The sequence below is a fragment of the Pseudomonas sp. 8Z genome, from assembly GCF_902506535.1.
Lineage (GTDB): Bacteria > Pseudomonadota > Gammaproteobacteria > Pseudomonadales > Pseudomonadaceae > Aquipseudomonas.
The window spans coordinates 1,085,825-1,101,321 of record NZ_LR733825.1; the positions used below are offsets into that span (position 1 = coordinate 1,085,825).

At 63.6% G+C, this 15,497-nt stretch carries 13 protein-coding genes; 6 read left to right on the forward strand and 7 right to left on the reverse strand.

What is annotated here, in order from left to right:
• Positions 1 to 52 precede the first annotated feature (52 nt).
• Complete coding sequence (locus AERO9A_RS09205) at positions 53 to 1,282, forward strand: nucleoside recognition domain-containing protein (RefSeq protein ID WP_159971595.1); 1,230 nt, start codon at positions 53 to 55, stop codon at positions 1,280 to 1,282.
• A gap of 48 nt (positions 1,283 to 1,330) precedes the next feature.
• On the opposite strand, the gene AERO9A_RS09210 is transcribed toward AERO9A_RS09205, so the two are convergent.
• The 4 genes from AERO9A_RS09210 to AERO9A_RS09225 all read right to left on the reverse strand — a co-directional run bounded on the left by AERO9A_RS09210 (position 1,331) and on the right by AERO9A_RS09225 (position 6,229).
• Positions 1,331 to 3,739 (reverse strand): TonB-dependent receptor, encoded by a 2,409-nt coding sequence (locus tag AERO9A_RS09210; protein WP_159971596.1) that lies wholly within the window; start codon positions 3,737 to 3,739, stop codon positions 1,331 to 1,333.
• A 92-nt stretch (positions 3,740 to 3,831) separates the two neighbouring features.
• Positions 3,832 to 4,773 (reverse strand): FecR domain-containing protein, encoded by a 942-nt coding sequence (locus AERO9A_RS09215; RefSeq protein ID WP_159971597.1) that lies wholly within the window; start codon positions 4,771 to 4,773, stop codon positions 3,832 to 3,834.
• A complete protein-coding gene (locus AERO9A_RS09220) occupies positions 4,770 to 5,276 on the reverse strand; it encodes a sigma-70 family RNA polymerase sigma factor (RefSeq protein ID WP_159971598.1) in 507 nt (168 codons plus the stop codon). Before AERO9A_RS09220 ends, AERO9A_RS09215 begins: the two co-directional genes overlap by 4 nt.
• A gap of 74 nt (positions 5,277 to 5,350) precedes the next feature.
• Positions 5,351 to 6,229 carry a LysR family transcriptional regulator gene (locus AERO9A_RS09225; RefSeq protein ID WP_159971599.1) on the reverse strand — a complete coding sequence of 293 codons (879 nt, stop codon included), beginning with the start codon at positions 6,227 to 6,229 and terminating at the stop codon, positions 5,351 to 5,353.
• Positions 6,230 to 6,353: 124 nt separating this feature from the next.
• Here AERO9A_RS09225 and trpB point away from each other — a divergent pair, with 124 nt between their 5' ends.
• From trpB to AERO9A_RS09245, 4 genes are all read left to right on the forward strand, one after another.
• Positions 6,354 to 7,565, forward strand: a complete 1,212-nt coding sequence (trpB, locus tag AERO9A_RS09230) for a tryptophan synthase subunit beta (RefSeq protein ID WP_159971600.1) — start codon at positions 6,354 to 6,356, stop codon at positions 7,563 to 7,565.
• Positions 7,562 to 8,371, forward strand: a complete 810-nt coding sequence (gene trpA / locus AERO9A_RS09235; RefSeq protein WP_159971601.1) for a tryptophan synthase subunit alpha — start codon at positions 7,562 to 7,564, stop codon at positions 8,369 to 8,371. The genes trpB and trpA overlap by 4 nt, the downstream gene beginning before the upstream one ends.
• Before the next feature lie 259 nt (positions 8,372 to 8,630).
• Positions 8,631 to 9,044, forward strand: a complete 414-nt coding sequence (locus AERO9A_RS09240) for a DUF6088 family protein (protein ID WP_159971602.1) — start codon at positions 8,631 to 8,633, stop codon at positions 9,042 to 9,044.
• Positions 9,019 to 10,068 carry a nucleotidyl transferase AbiEii/AbiGii toxin family protein gene (locus AERO9A_RS09245; RefSeq protein ID WP_159971603.1) on the forward strand — a complete coding sequence of 350 codons (1,050 nt, stop codon included), beginning with the start codon at positions 9,019 to 9,021 and terminating at the stop codon, positions 10,066 to 10,068. The genes AERO9A_RS09240 and AERO9A_RS09245 overlap by 26 nt, the downstream gene beginning before the upstream one ends.
• A gap of 249 nt (positions 10,069 to 10,317) precedes the next feature.
• Here the strand turns inward: AERO9A_RS09245 and AERO9A_RS09250 are convergent, their stop codons facing one another.
• A complete protein-coding gene (locus AERO9A_RS09250; RefSeq protein ID WP_159971604.1) occupies positions 10,318 to 11,760 on the reverse strand; it encodes a SulP family inorganic anion transporter in 1,443 nt (480 codons plus the stop codon).
• A 150-nt stretch (positions 11,761 to 11,910) separates the two neighbouring features.
• Here AERO9A_RS09250 and AERO9A_RS09255 point away from each other — a divergent pair, with 150 nt between their 5' ends.
• Positions 11,911 to 13,389, forward strand: a complete 1,479-nt coding sequence (locus AERO9A_RS09255) for a DASS family sodium-coupled anion symporter (protein ID WP_159971605.1) — start codon at positions 11,911 to 11,913, stop codon at positions 13,387 to 13,389.
• Positions 13,390 to 13,456: 67 nt separating this feature from the next.
• Here the strand turns inward: AERO9A_RS09255 and pbpG are convergent, their stop codons facing one another.
• Positions 13,457 to 14,359, reverse strand: coding sequence for a D-alanyl-D-alanine endopeptidase (gene pbpG / locus AERO9A_RS09260; RefSeq protein ID WP_159971606.1), 903 nt, complete (start codon positions 14,357 to 14,359; stop codon positions 13,457 to 13,459).
• Positions 14,360 to 14,471: 112 nt separating this feature from the next.
• Complete coding sequence (locus AERO9A_RS09265) at positions 14,472 to 15,392, reverse strand: LysR family transcriptional regulator (protein ID WP_159971607.1); 921 nt, start codon at positions 15,390 to 15,392, stop codon at positions 14,472 to 14,474.
• Positions 15,393 to 15,497 lie beyond the last annotated feature (105 nt).

Here is a 15,497-nt window from a genome sequence, read left to right on the forward strand (position 1 = left end):
CGCCCCGCCCATCGCGCTATCATCCCCGGCCAGTGCAACGAGGGGGTGAGGCATGCTCAACGGCCTGTGGCTGAGCTTTTTCCTGATAGCAGCGGTGGCGGGCTTTTCCCGCTGGCTGATTGGCGACGATCCGAGCGCGTTCGCCGCCATGATCGAAGCCCTGTTCGCCATGGCCAAGCTGTCGGTCGAGGTCATGGTGCTGTTGTTCGGCACCATGACGCTGTGGCTCGGCCTGCTGCGCATCGCTGAACAGGCCGGGTTGGTCGACATACTGGCACGCCTGCTCGGCCCGCTGTTCGCCCGCCTGATGCCGGAGGTGCCGCGCGGCCATCCGGCGCTGGGGCTGATCACCATGAACTTCGCCGCTAACGGCCTGGGCCTGGACAACGCTGCCACGCCCATTGGCCTCAAGGCCATGCGCAGCCTGCAGGAGCTAAATCCGAACAAGCTGGTGGCGAGCAACGCGCAGATTCTCTTTCTGGTGCTCAATGCCTCGTCGCTGACCCTGCTGCCGGTGTCGATCTTCATGTATCGCGTACAGCAGGGTGCGCAGGACCCGACCCTGGTGTTCCTGCCGATCCTGCTGGCCACCAGCGCGTCCAGCCTGGTCGGCCTGCTGTCGGTGGCGTTTATGCAGCGCCTGCGCCTATGGGACCCGGTGGTGCTCGCCTACCTGGTGCCAGGCGCACTGCTGCTAGGCGGCTTCATGGCGCTACTCGCCGGGCTTAGCGCTACGGCGCTGGCGGCGCTGTCGTCACTGCTGGGCAACCTGACGCTGTTCTGCGTGATCCTCGCCTTCGTGCTGGTCGGCGCGTTGCGCCGCGTGGCGGTCTACGAGCAATTCATCGAAGGCGCACGTGAAGGGTTCGACATCGCCAAGAGCCTGCTGCCGTATCTGGTGGCGATGCTCTGCGCCATCGGCGTGCTGCGTGCGTCCGGCGCGCTGGAGTTCGGCCTTGACGGCATCCGCTGGCTGGTCGAAATGCTTGGCTGGGATACGCGCTTCGTCGATGCCCTGCCCACCGCACTGGTCAAGCCGTTCTCCGGCAGCGCGGCACGCGCCATGCTGATCGAAACCATGCAGGCGCAAGGCGTGGACAGCTTCGCCGCGCTGGCCGCCGCAACCATCCAGGGCAGCACCGAAACCACCTTCTACGTGCTGGCCGTGTACTTCGGTGCAGTGGGCATCCAGCGAGCTCGGCATGCCGTGGGTTGCGCGCTGCTGGCCGAACTGGCTGGGGTGATCGCGGCGATCTCGGTGACCTACTGGTTCTTCGGCTGAGCTGCAGCACTGGGCGCCTCAGCCGACATCGGCTGAGGCGCGACAAACTCAGAAATCCACCTGATAGCCCAGGGTAAAGGTGCGCCCACGCCCCTTGAAGTTGTAGTCATCGGCGATACGCCCCGACTGCGAGTAGTAAGTGAAGTAGTCCTCGTCGAGCAGGTTGTCGATGCCCAACGATAGGCTGCCCACCGGTAAACGGCGGCTGACGCTGGCCGAGAGCAGGGCGTAGCCATCGAAATCCAGGCGCGGATCGTCGAAATTGCGGCTGACGTAGTAGTTGTATTGCACGTGGCTCGACCAATCGTCACTCCAGTTGGCCTGCCAGCCCAGGCTGTACTGATCTGGTGAGATGTTCAGGCCGGTCAGGCGCGTGTCCACCTTACCGTCACCATCGGTGTCGGACTTGCCCTGGCTATGGGCGTAGCTGCCGCGCAGGCTATGGCGGTCATCGAGGTGCCAGTTGCCAGTCAGCTCGTAGCCCTGGATCTCGACCCGTTCGCGGTTGGCAATGTAATTGCCGCCACTGTTCACCGACAGGCGCTCACCGAGGTTGGAGAAGGACTCGTAATAGCTCAGTTCCATGTCCACCCGCTCGAAGTTCAGGCGCAGGCCCAGCTCACGCGAGCGGGTGATGATCGGTTCCAGCTCCAGCAAGCTTTCCACATCCTGACCGGGCTCATCGAGGCCACGCAGCACGCGACCGATATCAGGCATGCCGAAGCCCTCGGAATAACCGCCGTAGAGCTGCGCCCAATCAGTGGCCTGGTAGGTGAAACCGTAGTTGCTCAGGGTCTTGCCGAACGACACCGTGCCGCCGCCGACATCCACGCCGCCGGCGTTATTGGTGCCCCACAGGGTGCGAAAGTCGTCCACGTCCAACTCGGCGTGCTCGCGGCGCACACCGGCCATCAGCGTCAGCTTGTCGGTCAGATGCAGGTCACCCTGGAGGAAACCAGCCTGATTGTCGTAAGTGGACGGCGGCACGTAACTGCGGTGAGTCTGCACCAGCACTTGCTCGCCCTTGTCACGCATCAGGTCGATGCCACCGGCAAGGTCGAGCAGACCGTCGAACAGGCCACTGCGGCGCAAGGTCAGCTTGCCGCCCCACTTCTCCGATTCGCTGCGGCTTTGCTCCCACAACGTGCCGACCGGCGCGATGCTCGGATCCTGGAAGGTCGCCGAGAGCAGCGCACCGAACTGGCCGCGATAGCGCTGGTGGTAGAGCTGCATATCGAGCACATTGCCGTACAGATCCTGATTGCTGTAGCTGAAGGTGTACTGACGATTCTCGTTGAACGCCGGATCGCCCTCGGGCTCGCCCTTGCGTGCGGTGGTGGGGATGCCTGCAGCACGATCGCCAAGCACCGGCACGTAGTCGTTGTTGCCTTTGAGCTCGTAATGGTTGGCACTGAACTGCAGGTGCTGCACCTCGTCGAGCCAATAGCCGAGCTTGAACATCAGGTCGTGGTCGCGGGTGTCCTGAATCTCACCTGGATAGGCGACACCAATCATCTCGTCGTTGGCATCGTAGAAGGCGCCGCGCGACTGCCAGGTGGCGCCGAACAGGGTTTCCCAGTCGCCCTGCTGGGCACTGATGCGGTAGTTCGTCTTGTAGCCCAGGCCGTCCTTGCTGAAGCGATCATCGCTCTCCAGGCTGACGGCGGCATGCTGGCTGACACCATCGCTGTCGGGCCGACGGCTGATGAAGTTGACGATGCCGCCGGTGGCGCCGCCGCCATGTTCGGCTGAGGCGCCATGGATGACCTCGATACGCTCGATCTGCGCCAGATCGATGGTATAGCTGCTGCGCCCGTCGTTACGAATCGAGCTGGCCTGCGGCACGCCGTCGACGAGAAATTGCGGGGTGCGGCCACGCAGTGTTTCACCGGCGTTGGACATCTTCTGCCGGCTCGGCGAGTAAGACGGAATCAGGTTGCTCAGCACCTGCCCCGGATCGCTGCTCAGCGCCAGTTGCTGCTCGATCTGCTGCCGGTCGATCACCGTCACGCGCTGGCTGGTCTGGCCGACAGCGGTGTCGCCACGCAGGGTGCTGACGGTGATTTCGGTTGGATTGAGCTCCAGCGCATCGCCGCGCACCGGGCGTTGCTGCGGCAGGGCTTGCAGGCCATACACACCGTCACCCTGGCGTACCGCGCGCAAGCCGCTGTCCTGCAGCAACCGCGCGAAACCGGCCTCCACAGCGTATGTGCCCTGCAAGCCCTGGCTGCGCAGCCCCTGCAACAGCGCCGCGTCGAACGACAGGGCCACCCCGGCAGCGCTGGCATAACGGTTGAGCGCCTCGGCCAAGGGGCCCGCTGGAATATCGAACGCCTGAACGGCAGATTCGGCTGGCGCGGCACTGGCCGTCGGCACAGCCAGCGCCAGGACAGAACAGAGCAGCGCAGCTTGAATGGCGGCGCTCAGCGAATGCAGTTGGCTGCGAGGTTGACGCATGAATGTCCCCTGAAGATTAAGGCCTGTAGGCAGTTTTCAGGAGGGCCGAAGCAGCCGGGCAAAAAGTGCAAAGCTCGCTCGATTTTTTCCGGCTATGCCTTGGGCACCAACGTCACCCAATAATCGCTACGTCGCACCACGTGCACAGGGAAACTGTTTTCCAATGCCGCCAGGGCGCGGTCGGTATCGCCCAGAGGGAAGCTGCCGGACACTTTCAGCCCCGCCAGAGCAGGGTCGAGGCGCAGCACACCGTGGCGGTAACGCGCCAGCTCGGCGATCACCTCGCCCAACGGCTGATCGAGCGCGAGCAGGCTGCCCTGCGTCCAGGCTGTCGTGGCGGCATCGTTGGCGCGTGGCGGCCCGAGTTGTTCGGCATCGAAGCGCAACTGCTGCCCGGCAACCAGCGCGCGCATGTCCTGCAGGTGATGCAACGGTGCGACGTCCACGCGCTGCTCCAGCACGGCCAAACGACTATCGCGTTCATCGCTGCGCACGCAAAAGCGCGCCCCCTGGCAACGCACCACCCCGTGACGGGTTTCCACCAGCAGCGGGCGGGCCTCGTCGACGCTGTCGATCATCGCCTCGCCACTGATCAGGCGCAGCAGGCGACGCTGCCCATCGGTGTGCCACTGCGCAGCGCTGGCCGTGCCGAGCAGCAACCGGCTGCCATCGCTCAATTGCCAGTGGCGGCGCTCGCCCACACCACTGCGCAAGTCGGCCAGCCAGTAGCGGCGGGTGTCGCTTTGCCAGGCGAACCAGCCCAGCGGCAATGCAGCGCCGATCAATGCCAGGCTGCCGAGCAGACGCCGCCGCCCATGATCGACACCACGCAGCGTCGACGAGGCGATAGGACCGGGCAGCAAGCCCAGTTGGCTGCGTAATGCCTCAATCTGCTGCCAGGCCTGGCGATGCGTTTGCTCGGCGTCGTACCAACGCTGCCAGGCCTGCTGTTCACTGGCGTCGCTATGCCCGGAGCACAGCCGCGCGTACCAACCACTGGCCGCCTTGAGTGCGGCGCGCTGGGCCTCGGTCACGACTGCCAGCCCGCCTGCAGCAGGCAGCAATGCTCCACGGCGCGAGCCATGTATGTGTTCACGCTACGCAGAGATATACCCAGGCGGGCGGCGATCTGCGCGTATGTCAGGCCGTCGAGCTGGGACAGGATGAACACCTCGCGCACCGTGTGACCAAGGCCGCTGAGCATGCGGTCGACCTCCATCAATGCTTCCAGCAGCAAGGCTTGCTGCTCGGCACTGGGCTGATCGGCCTGCGGCTGATTGGCCAGCGCATCGAGATAGGCCTGCTCCAGCGAGCGGCGGCGCAAAAAGTCGACCATCAACCCGCGCGCCACGGTGGCCAGGTAATCACGCGGCTCACGGATGCTCGCGGCATTACCGGCACGCAGCAGACGCACGAAGGTGTCCTGCGCCAGGTCAGCGGCATCGCAGCGATTACCCAAGCGGCGCCGCAGCCAGCCTTGCAGCCAGGCGTGGTGTTCGCTGTAGAGACTGTGTAGCACCAGGGCGTCGGCAGACATGAAGAGAGTTCGTATCAAATGACAATGAATTGCATTGTCATCTTTGCAGAGGCGGCTTGGCAATATTGCCGACGTTACGCCAACTCGCTCCTCAGCCAACGCGCCAGGCGCTCGCTACGCGGATCGGCGCGGCGCGTCCACAGCGCCAGGCAGCCACGAGTGTCGACAAAGCCCCAAGGCGCCACCAGGCGACCGGCACGCAGGTCATCGGCCACCAGCGTTTGCGGCGCGATGGCCACGCCAAGCCCGGCAGCGGCGGCCTCCAGCAAATAATAGAGGTGTTCGAAACCTTGCCCCTGTTGCAGCCGTTCGGGCGCCAGCCCCTGTGCCTGCGCCCACTGCGGCCAGGCCTGTGGGCGTGAGGTGGTGTGCAGCAGCGGTTCGGCATACAGCGCGTCGGCGCTAGCGCCGCTCAGTTGCACATGATTGACATAGCGCGGGCTGAGTACCGGGCCGATGCGCTCGGGCGCCAGCTCGAACACCTGCATATCGCTCGGCCAGGGCGGATCGGCGAACAGCAGCGTGGCATCCACCTCGGCGCTGCGCGGATCCAGCTCGCCCTGGCTGGCCGACAGTTGCAGGCGCAGCTCGGGCAGCTCGCGCTGCAGGCGATCCAGACGCGGGATAAACCAACGCGCCAGCAGGCTGCCCGAGCAACCGAGCACGAAGGGGCGCTCCTCGGTTTCACGACGCAGCTCAGCGCACACATTGCTCAGGCGCTCGAAGCACTCGCTGCTGACATCGCGCAGGCGCAGCCCGGCATCGGTGAGTTTCACGCCGCGCCCGTCCTTGTCGAACAGACTCAGGCCAAGCTGTTCTTCCAGCACACGAATCTGTCGGCTGATCGCGCCGTGAGTGACGTGCAGCTCCTCACCTGCCTTGCTGATACTTTGCAGACGTGCAGCGGCCTCGAAGGCGCGAAGGGCGTTGAGCGGGGGCAGTTCTCGGCTCATAAATATGTGACTTTTTCTGACGTTTCACTGCAATCTAATCGCTTTTCATCGAGTCGGCCAGAGGTAGAATGGCCCCATCACTCACTCGCCCTGCCAGCCCAACGCTGTCGACAAGGAGCACGCCATGACCTCATTTCGCACCGGCCCCGACGCCCGCGGCCTGTTCGGCCGCTTCGGCGGTCAGTTCGTCGCCGAAACCCTGATGCCGCTGATCAACTCGCTGGCCGCCGAGTACGAGAAGGCCAAGAGCGATCCGGCCTTCCTCGAAGAGCTGGCCTATTTCCAGCGCGACTACATTGGCCGCGCCAGCCCGCTGTATTACGCCGAGCGCCTGACTGAGCACTTCGGCGGGGCGAAGATCTTCCTCAAGCGTGAAGACCTCAACCACACCGGCGCGCACAAGATCAACAACTGCATCGGCCAGATCCTCCTGGCCAAGCGCATGGGCAAGCAGCGCATCATCGCCGAGACCGGCGCCGGCATGCACGGCGTGGCCACCGCCACCGTGGCCGCGCGCTTCGGCATGCAGTGCGTGGTGTACATGGGCACCACCGACATCGACCGCCAGCAGGCCAACGTCTTCCGCATGAAGCTGCTTGGCGCCGAGGTAATCCCGGTCACCGCCGGCACCGGCACCCTCAAGGACGCCATGAACGAAGCGCTGCGCGACTGGGTGACCAACGTGCACAACACCTTCTACCTGATCGGCACCGCCGCTGGCCCGCATCCGTACCCAGCCATGGTGCGCGACTTCCAGTCGGTGATCGGCAACGAAGTACGCGAGCAGATGCAGGAAAAAGAAGGCCGTCTGCCCGACTCGCTGGTGGCCTGCATCGGCGGCGGCTCCAACGCCATTGGCCTGTTCCACCCCTTCCTCGATGACGAAGGCGTGCAGATCGTCGGCGTCGAAGCGGCCGGGCACGGCGTCGACACCGGCAAGCACGCCGCGAGCATGGCTGGCGGCGCGCCGGGCGTGCTGCACGGCAACCGCACCTTCCTGTTGCAGGACGAGGACGGCCAGATCACCGATGCCCACTCGATTTCCGCCGGCCTCGACTACCCCGGCGTCGGCCCCGAACACGCCTGGTTGCACGAGATCAAGCGCGTCGAATACGTGCCGATCAGCGATGACGAAGCGCTGCAAGCCTTCCATCACTGCTGCCGCCTGGAAGGCATCATCCCGGCGCTGGAGTCATCCCACGCACTGGCCGAAGCCTTCAAACGCGCGCCCAAGTTGCCCAAGGATCACCTCATGGTGATCAACCTGTCCGGTCGTGGCGACAAGGACATGCAAACCGTGATGCACCACATGGGCGAACAGGAGAAACACGCATGAGCCGCCTGCACAATCGCTTCGCCGAGTTGAAGGCGGAAAACCGCGCCGCCCTGGTGACCTTCATCACCGCCGGTGACCCGGACTACGCCACCTCGCTGGAAATCCTCAAAGGCTTGCCGGACGCTGGCGCCGATGTCATCGAACTGGGCATGCCGTTCACCGACCCGATGGCCGACGGCCCGGCCATCCAGCTCGCCAACATCCGCGCGCTGGACGGCAAGCAGAACATGCAGAAAACCCTGCAGATGGTTCGCGAATTTCGCGAAGGCAACCAGAGCACGCCGCTGGTGCTGATGGGCTACTACAACCCGATCTTCTGCTACGGTGTCGAGCGCTTCATCAGTGACGCCAAAGAGGCCGGCGTCGACGGTCTGATCGTGGTCGACCTGCCGCCCGAGCATAACGACGAGCTATGCGAACCAGCCCAGGCCGCCGGTATCGACTTCATCCGCCTGACCACACCAACCACCGACGACGCGCGCCTGCCGACCGTACTCAACGGCAGCTCAGGCTTCGTCTATTACGTCTCGGTGGCCGGTGTGACGGGCGCTGGCGCGGCGACCATGGATCAGGTCGAAGAGGCCGTGGCGCGCCTGCGTCGCCACACCGACCTGCCGCTGTGCATCGGCTTCGGCATCCGCACCCCCGAGCACGCAGCCGAAGTGGCCAAGCGCGCCGAAGGCGCGGTGGTCGGCTCGGCGCTGATCGACAAGATCGCCCAGGCCGCCTCGCCGGCCGAAGCGGTCAACGGCGTGCTGACCCTGTGCCGCGAACTCGCCGAAGGGGTGCGCAGCGCTCGCCGCTGAGCCAACCTTCTGTAAATGAAAAGCCGCTGGCGGAGCGATCCGTCAGCGGCTTTTTCATGGGTATAGCCTGAGTAGCCTGTGCTTCGCGCTGGGAAATTAACTCGCAAACCTGCGTGCAGGATTCCAGTACAAAAATTATGTAAAACTGGCGCGACCATGCGTAGTTTTTGTATCGTGAAAGCCTTGAAAATATTGGTATATAGGGTCATTAAAGCCTACAGTGACCTTGTAACGCATAGCTTCGAGCTGGAGGTAGGGTATGAAACTTGAAGACCGCATGAGTCGCTCGATTAAGCAGCGCGCAGGCGTGGTCGTCTTGCGCTCAGACTTTGCCAAGATGGGCAGTGACTCTCAGGTTGGACGAGTGCTTGCTCGCTTTGTCGCAGAAGGAAGACTTGTCCGTGTGAGCAAGGGTGCCTTCGCTAAAACCCGAATCAACAAGTTCACCGGCCAGCCAACTGCTGCAGGGACGCTGGAAATGATCGCGGCAGAGCTTTTTCGCAAGCTCAATATCGCAGTGGAACCAAGCTCGCTCGTATTGGAGTACAACAGTGGCAGATCGACCCAGATCCCCATGGGGGCAACTGTTAGCACGGGACGGCGGCGCATTTCGCGGAAAGTGACGGTAGGCAATAGCACGTTAACGTATGAGAAAAATTCCAGACGAGCTTAGGTCTGATATCGAAGATGCCGCCGCCGCTGGGATGCTGGGCAACCTACCCGCTGCAGTAGCTGAAAAAGATCAGCACATTACTGATGCCCTGAGAGTGTTAGCTCAAGTCCAGGTCGTACACACCGCATTCCAGAAGGATCGTCGCAAGGGCGATTGCGCGCCAGCATCGATAGACCTCACCACGCGTTTGATTTTTGCGGGTGGCACTTGTCTTTCAAAGGCTCACGACCTGATCCAGCGGATGTCCGAAGACATTGACATCAAGGTCATGCTGGAGGAACCGCCGCACGGCTATACGCTGAAACAAGGCGTTCACGGGCGTTTAAAGGACTTACACCAAGAGGTTGAGCGCCGCTTGACCGAAATGGGTTTTGAGTTCGTGGTTCATGACAACGGAGAAAATCCTGTCATGCGCGCCAGTCGGCGCTACTACTGCCTATTGCTTGCCTATGACGCACATTTTCAGGATGTATCAGGTGTGCTTCGTCCCCAACTCAAGCTTGAGCTAATACACCGTCCACCTATGCTGGCCGCTGAGATTCGCGAAATGGGCTACATGCTGGATCAATTCGTCCCACGCGAAGCCCCGCAACGCTTTCCCATGACGTGTATCACAGTGGCAGAGACGTTGGCCGAAAAGGTGTTATCCCTACTGCGCCGCTGCGCCTGGAACTGGGACGGATATCAACGCGGCGAATTTGATACGGCCTTGGTTCGCCACGTCTATGATGTCTGGCGTATCGCACAGAGCCAACCGGATGCAATAGAGTCCGCCTGCCAGATCTTTGCCGCTCTGGTTCAAAAGGATGTGGAGGAATTTGGCAGGCAGCATCCTGAGTTTGCCCAGGCCCCATACGCGGTGCTTCGACGGAGTCTGGCCTCTGCAGCTAACCACGAAGGGCTGAAGGCAAACTTCGAACAGCGCCTGAGGCCACTGCTCTATACGGCGGATAAGCCGGACTTCCAAAGTTGCTATAGCGCTTTCGCCACCATCGCAGAGCAACTGCTGAACCAAACCGCCTGACGGTTGATTTGTGCCTATAGCCTTGCCACCCCAAGCAATCGCCACTACGGATGCCAGATGCGTGCTGCTACTGTGCCGCGAACTCGCCGAAGGGGTGCGCGGCGCGCGCCGCTGAGCCAACCTCTGGTAAATGAAAAGCCGCTGGCGGAGCGATCCGTCAGCGGCTTTTTGGGTTTTGTAGCCAGGTCGAGCGTAGCGAAACCGGACACTGGTTGGTGGGTTTCGCGAAGCTCTAGCCATCCTGCGTGTTCAGTGCTCTGATCCCGCGCGCTTGAGCAACTGCTTGCAGCGCTCGGACAGGTGCACCACGCGTAGGTGCTTGCCAGCGCGTTCGTAGCGCTCGCGCAGGGTTTTCAGCGCGGCGATGGCCGAGTAGTCGACGAAGCTCAGGTGGCGGCAGTCCAGGGTGACCTGTTGCGGGTCGTCGCTCGGGTCGAACTGCGCCAGGAAGGTGGTGCAGGAGGCGAAGAACAGCGTGCCGTGGGCGCGGTACAGCTTGCTGCCATCGGCTTGTAGATCGCTGTCGGCATAGAGTTCGCGGGCGTGCTGCCAGGCGAAGTTGAGCGCGGCGATAACGATGCCGCAGAGCACGGCAGTGGCCAAATCGGTGGCGACGGTGATGGCGGTCACCGCGACGATTACCAGCACGTCGTTGGCCGGCACCTTGCCAGCGACGCGTAGCGAGCCCCAGGCGAAGGTCTGCTGCGCCACCACGAACATCACGCCGACCAGTGCCGCCAGCGGGATGCGCTCGATCAGCGGCGAGAGAAACAGCACGAAGAGCAGGATCATCACCCCGGCAACCACGCCGGATAGCCGCCCGCGCCCGCCGGAGCTGAGGTTGATCACGGTCTGCCCGATCATCGCGCAACCGCCCATACCACCGAACGCGCCGGAGACCATGTTGGCCGCACCGAGCGCCACGCACTCACGGTTGGTCATGCCGCGGCTCTGCGTAATCTCGTCGGTGAGGTTGAGGGTCAGCAGGGTTTCCAGCAGGCCGACCATGGCCATCAGCACCGCGTAGGGGGCGATGATCTGCAGCGTTTCCAGGTTCCAAGGGATATCCGGCAGGGCGAACTGCGGCAGGCCGCCGGCGATGTGCGCCATGTCACCGAGGGTGCGCGTGGGCAGGTCGAGCAGGTACACCAGCAGGCCGATACCGAGGATCGCCACCAACGCCGGCGGCACGGCGCGGGTCAGCTTCGGCAGCAGGTAAACCACGGCCATGGTCAGCGCCACCAGCCCGAGCATCCAGTACAGCGCGGCGCCATGCAGCCAGCCATCTTCAGTATGGAAGTGCTCCAGTTGCGACATCGCAATGACGATCGCCAGGCCGTTGACGAAGCCCAGCATCACCGGGTGCGGCACCATGCGGATGAGCTTGCCCAGACGCAGCAGGCCAAACAGCAGCATGATCAAGCCGCCGAGCAGCACTGTGGCCAGCAGATACTGCACGCCGTGCTGCACCACCAGGGCGACGATCACCACCGCCATCGAACCGGCTGCACCGGAGATCATGCCCGGCCGGCCGCCGAACAGGGCGGTGAGGGTGCAGATGATGAAGGCGCCATACAGGCCCATCAGTGGGTTGACCTGGGCCACCAGGGCGAAGGCGATGCACTCGGGCACCAGGGCGAAGGACGAGGTCAGGCCGGCCAGCAGGTCGGCGCGCAAGCGTGCGGATTTCATGAGCAGGTGCGGTTTGCGAACAGGGCCGCGCATGGTAACCGCCGAGCCTGCTGGCGGCCACCCGTATGCCCTAATACTGATCCGCGACAATGGATGGCCCGCGCCACAGGCGCATAGTCCCGGCATGCCATTGGTCGGAGTCTCTCCAACATGCCTGCTACACCTGCATCTTTCTCACCCTTGCGCCTACCCTGGGGGCTAATACTGGCCGTGCTGGCGGGCGTGAGCATCATTCTGCTGCCGGCACAGGCGGGGCTGCCATTGGTCGGTCAACGCATGCTGGCAATCCTCGCCTTCGCGGTGATTGTGTGGATCAGCGAGGCGGTGAGCTATGAGGTCAGCGCCATCCTGATCCTGGCGCTGATGGCGTTCCTGCTCGGCAGTGCGCCGACCCTGGCCGACCCGAGCAAACTGATCGGCACCAAGGACGCCCTGAGCATGGCGCTCGGCGGCTTCGCCAACTCGGCGCTGGCGCTGGTGGCGGCAGCGCTGTTCATCGCTGCGGCGATGACGCAAACCGGGCTGGACAAGCGCATCGCCCTGCTGACGCTGTCGAAGGTCGGCGCCAGCACCCATCGTGTGCTGCTCGGCGCCATCGTGGTCACTGTCCTGCTCAGTTTCATCGTGCCCAGCGCCACGGCGCGAGTGGCCTGCGTGGTGCCAATCATGATGGGCGTGATCGCCGCCTTCGGTGTCGACAAGCGCTCGGCCTTCGCTGGCGGCATCATGATTCTGGTCGCCCAGGCCACCAGCATCTGGAACGTCGGCATCCAGACCTCGGCGGCGCAGAACCTGCTCACCGTAGGCTTCATGCAGAAGCTGCTCGGCGAGTCGGTGACCTGGACCGACTGGCTGATCGCGGGCGCACCCTGGTGCCTATTGATGTCGGCGGTGCTGTATTGGGTGATTCTGCGGGTGATGCCGCCGGAGACCGAGCGCATCGAGGGCGGCAAGGAGGCGGTGCACAAGGCACTCGGTGAACTCGGGCCGATGACGGGCAATGAGCGCAAGCTACTGGCCATCGTCCTGACGCTGCTGGGCTTCTGGGCCACAGAAGGCAAGTTGCACAACTTCGATACCGCCTCCACCACGCTGGTCGGCCTGGCCGCCTTGCTGATGCCGGGGCTTGGGGTGATGAGCTGGAAGCAGGCGCAGCCGCGCATTCCATGGGGTACGGTGATTGTCTTTGGCGTCGGCATCAGCCTCGGCGGGGCGGTACTGGCGACCGGCGCCGGTACCTGGCTGGCCAAGCTGCTGGTGGCCAACCTGGGCCTGCAGGGGCTGTCGCCCTTTTTCGTTTTCGCCGTACTCAGCGCCTTTCTCATCGTGATCCACCTCGGCTTCGCCAGTGCCACGGCGCTGACCTCGGCGATGCTGCCCATTCTGATCGCCCTGCTGCTGCAGCTCGGCGGCGACATCAATCCACGGGGCATGAGCATGCTGCTCGGCTACGTGGTCAGCTTCGGCTTCCTGCTGCCCATCAACGCGCCACAGAACATGGTCTGCATCGGCACCGAGACATTCACCTCGCGTCAGTTTCTGCATACCGGTATCTGGCTGACGCTGATCGGCTACGGGCTGATGCTGCTGTTCGCGCTGACCTGGTGGCGCTGGCTGGGATGGATGTGAGGCCGCCCTGTAAACGCGGCAACAAAAAGGGCGACTCGATGAGTCGCCCTTTTTTGCCAGCAGTGCCTCAGTGCTTAGCCTGCAGGCTCCATTCGGCCAGCTTCTGCTGCTTGTAGCTAAGGGCAGCGGCTGGCACCGGCGACACCTTGCCGGTTTCCAGCCAGCGCTTGAGGCGGTTGGCATCGGCCATGTGGGTGTATTTACCGAAAGCACCGAGCACCACGAACGCCACCGAGCGGTTGGCCATGGTGGTCGCCATCACCAGGCAGCGACCGGCCGGGTTGGTGAAGCCGGTTTTGCTCAGGTAGATGTCCCAATCGGCCTTGCGCACCAGAGCGTTGGTGTTGCGAAAGCCCAGGGTGTAGTTGGGCTTGCGGAAGGCCATGGTGGTTTCCGAGTCGGTGGTGAACTGGTGGATCAGCGGGTACCGGGTCGCGGCCTTGACCATCAGCGCCAGGTCGCGGGCGGTGGAGACGTTTTCCTCGGACAGGCCGGTCGGCTCGACGAAGCGGCTGTGGGTCATGCCCAGTGCCTTGGCCTTGGCGTTCATCGCCTTGATGAAGGCCGCTTGGCCGCCCGGATAGTGGTGGGCGAGGCTGGCGGCGGCGCGGTTTTCCGAGGACATCAGCGCCAGGTGCAGCATGTCGCGGCGGCTCAGCTCACTGCCGACACGCACGCGGGAGAACACGCCCTGCATTTCCTTGGTATCGCGGATGTTGACCGGCAGCACTTCATCCAGCGGCAGCTTGGCGTCGAGCACCACCATGGCGGTCATCAGCTTGGTCACCGAGGCGATCGGCAGGCGCAGGTCGGGGTTGCTGGAATACAGCTCCTTGCCGCTCTTCAGGTCGACCAGCAGCGCGCTACCGGCGGCCAGTTCTTGCTTGGGTTGGGCCGGAGCGGCTTGGAGGTTCGAAACTACAAGGCTGCCGCACAGCAGCAGGCCCAAAATCGAATGACGAAGTTTCACAGATATGTTCACCGGTTGGTGTGTGGGGGCCGCCTGACCGGTTGCGAAAACGGCCGAAAAACGGCGGCGCTCAGTATAGAGATTCACACGTAGCGATTGCAGTATGGCTCGCTCAAACGGTTGCTGCCGGAGCTTGCAGCTCGGCCTGCAGCCAGTCGACGAAACGTGCGCTCAGGCGCTGGCGGCGTTTACGCTCGGGCAGCACCAGGTAATAGCCCAGCGCCGAGTGCGCGTGGGCATCACCCAGACGACAGAGCAGCCCCTGCGCGAGAAGTTCATCGACCAGATGGCGCCAGCCGATGGCCACGCCTTGCCCGGCAATGGCGGCCTGGATCAGCAGGGTGTAGTTGTCGAAGCGCAGCGCGCCGGGTGTCGGCAGGCTGGCGATGCCCAGGGCGCGGAACAGCCCCTCCCAATCGAACCAGCGCGAGCGATGCTCCGGGCGCAGGTGCAGCAGCGGCAGCTCGGTCAGCACGCTGGTCGGCAGCGGCGGCTGACGCTCGCCGAGCAGGCGCGGGCTGCACACCGGGAATACCTCTTCGCGAAACAGCAGATGCGCGTCGCCGTGCTTGAAGCGGCCGTCACCGAAATGGATCGCCACATCGATCTCACTGGGCAGCGTGGCCGTATCGCGCTCGCTGGTGATCAGGCTGACGTCCACTTCCGGGTACAGGCGATTGAAGCGCTGCAGACGCGGCATCAACCAATAGGCGGCAAAGGCGAAGTCGGTGGCCACCTGCAGCACTTCATGCTGCTGTCGCGCCGTGACCGCCACCAGGCCGGCGTCGAGCGCCGCCAGTCCCTCCTGCACATGAGTCAGCAACAGCTCACCGGCCTCGGTCAGGACGATGCCGCGATAGACGCGGTCGAACAGGCGCGTGGCCAGTTGCTGCTCCAGGCGCTTGATCTGCTGGCTGATCGCAGGCTGGCTGCTGCCCAGCTCGCTGGCGGCGGCGGTGAAACTGAGCTGGCGCGCCGCCGACTCGAACACGCGCAGCGCGTCGAGCGACAGCCCATCGATAGCTTTAAACATAAGCTCTACTTATCCGAGGCATGTGTCGCAGCCGGGTTTACCCTGCCGCCGTTCTACCGGAATCATGGTGCCCGCACTGTCGCATAAACCCACAGTATGGAATAG

Bases quoted from the DNA above. Each gene is read 5' to 3' on its own strand.
- AERO9A_RS09205 (WP_159971595.1), top strand. From the start codon at position 53: ATGCTCAACGGCCTGTGGCTGAGCTTTTTCCTGATAGCAGCGGTGGCG.
- AERO9A_RS09210 (WP_159971596.1), bottom strand. From the start codon at position 3,739: ATGCGTCAACCTCGCAGCCAACTGCATTCGCTGAGCGCCGCCATTCAA.
- AERO9A_RS09220 (WP_159971598.1), bottom strand. From the start codon at position 5,276: ATGTCTGCCGACGCCCTGGTGCTACACAGTCTCTACAGCGAACACCAC.
- AERO9A_RS09225 (WP_159971599.1), bottom strand. From the start codon at position 6,229: ATGAGCCGAGAACTGCCCCCGCTCAACGCCCTTCGCGCCTTCGAGGCC.
- trpB (WP_159971600.1), top strand. From the start codon at position 6,354: ATGACCTCATTTCGCACCGGCCCCGACGCCCGCGGCCTGTTCGGCCGC.
- trpA (WP_159971601.1), top strand. From the start codon at position 7,562: ATGAGCCGCCTGCACAATCGCTTCGCCGAGTTGAAGGCGGAAAACCGC.
- AERO9A_RS09240 (WP_159971602.1), top strand. From the start codon at position 8,631: ATGAAACTTGAAGACCGCATGAGTCGCTCGATTAAGCAGCGCGCAGGC.
- AERO9A_RS09245 (WP_159971603.1), top strand. From the start codon at position 9,019: ATGAGAAAAATTCCAGACGAGCTTAGGTCTGATATCGAAGATGCCGCC.
- AERO9A_RS09250 (WP_159971604.1), bottom strand. From the start codon at position 11,760: ATGAAATCCGCACGCTTGCGCGCCGACCTGCTGGCCGGCCTGACCTCG.
- AERO9A_RS09255 (WP_159971605.1), top strand. From the start codon at position 11,911: ATGCCTGCTACACCTGCATCTTTCTCACCCTTGCGCCTACCCTGGGGG.
- AERO9A_RS09265 (WP_159971607.1), bottom strand. From the start codon at position 15,392: ATGTTTAAAGCTATCGATGGGCTGTCGCTCGACGCGCTGCGCGTGTTC.